We start from the raw sequence: 1,595 nt of genomic DNA, 5'->3' as shown, positions 1-1,595 counted from the left end.
GCTTGATCTTTAACCTGTGCGGCGTGGCCTCGGGTTATTCGAAGTCTTCGTTTTCTGCGTGCCACCTTTCGATTTTGTCCTGGTCGCGGCGGTGACGATGTGGACGTCGTGGCGGGCTGCTCGGTGGCGGTTGGGGTGTCCGGGCGGTCGTCCGGGGCCTGGTCGGCTCGGTTTTGGTGCGGCGGCGGGGCAGCCGGCTTTGGTGCGTAGGTGCCGAAACGCGCGGCGGACGCGGGCGGGTGTGAGTCGTTCGGGTGGTGCGGGGCGTTCCCAGGGCCGGCGCAGGTCGCCGGCGGCGCCTCGGGCGAGGCGTAGCTGGGTGTAGGCGGCCATCACGAGCCAGGTCCAGCGGTCAGCGGCATTCGGGTCGCGCAGCTTGGGGCTGGTCCAGCCGAGGGTCTGTTTGAGCATGCGGAAGGTGTGCTCGATGTCGAAGCGGCGCAGGAACACTTGCCAGAGCAGGTCCACCTCGGCGCGTGTGGCGGCCGGCTGGGACCACCAGAGCCAGACCGGTTTCGCGGTGGCACCGGAGGGCAGTCGGTCGACAGTCAACAGAATCACGGCGCCCTCGATGATCGGCAGCGGACCGTGCTGGGCGGTCCAGGCGGTGCGGTGGGTCAGCCGTGGGTGCAGCCGGTGCCAGGCCCGCACGGTCGCGGCACCGTAGAGACGGGTGTCGGTGCTCGTGGCCACGTCCGGGTCGCCCCAGCTGGCCGGGTCACCGAAGATGAACTCGCCGCCATGGCGTCGTGGGCGGCCGGTGGTGCCCGGCAGCCGGGGTGGCGCGGGTCGGCGCAGCACCCGGTCCGAACGCATCCGCACCAGAACCTGCACCGGCAGGTCGGCCAGCAGGAACGCCAGCCGGGGCCCGTCGTAGCCGGCGTCCGCGACGATCCACACGTCCGGATCACCAGGCTGCCACTGCCCAGCACCGATCAGCCGCTGCACCACGTCGCGCAACTGGCCGGCGGTGACCGTGGCAGCGTCGTCGCCGGGCGCCAGCCGCCGGGCGTCCAACGGCGCGGTCCACGAGGTGCGCCCGGTCTCCAGGGCGGTGACGAACGAGTACGGCCAGCCCGGAACCCCGACGTGGGTGTCCTTGCCACGCCCGTAGGTGTGGCACAGCACCCGCTCCGGGCAGGTGTGCGCCTCCGGCCGCAGCCAACACGTCACGTCCACCGCCAGGACAATCCGCCCGTCCGCGGCCCGCGGCAGCGGCACCGCCGCCACCGCGGTCCGCAGCCGCTCAATGTCGATCCGGCCACGGTTCAACGCCGCGTACAGCGAGCCGTGACCGCGGCGGTGCTCACCCACCAGCGACAACTCCACCAGCGACCGCACCGGCGCGTCACCACACAACAACGCGTCGGCCAGCTCGAACAACGCATCGCCACGAGCGGTCAGACAGCCATGGAACTCACGCCGGAACGCGGCCAGCCGCCCGACCTCATCGGTCGACCCGGCATCGTGCACACTGATCACCAGACAGCCCTTGGTTTGCGATCTTCTTCCCTAGACAAGAGGAATGATCGATCAAGGGCTGTCCCCATGATCAGCCGGGGTCGATGCCACCGCCCAGCAGGTTAAAGATCAAG

At 70.2% G+C, this 1,595-nt stretch carries 1 protein-coding gene; it reads right to left on the bottom strand.

The window, feature by feature from the left end; genetic code table 11:
• Window positions 1–9 precede the first annotated feature (9 nt).
• Window positions 10–1,482 (bottom strand): NF041680 family putative transposase, encoded by a 1,473-nt coding sequence (locus tag ACWENR_RS30745; RefSeq protein WP_452280436.1) that lies wholly within the window; start codon window positions 1,480–1,482, stop codon window positions 10–12.
• Window positions 1,483–1,595: the final 113 nt, after the last annotated feature.

This window comes from Micromonospora sp. NPDC004336, from assembly GCF_053602615.1.
Note: the sequence above shows the minus strand (reverse complement) of the source record. Positions and strands in the feature narration are given on the sequence as shown.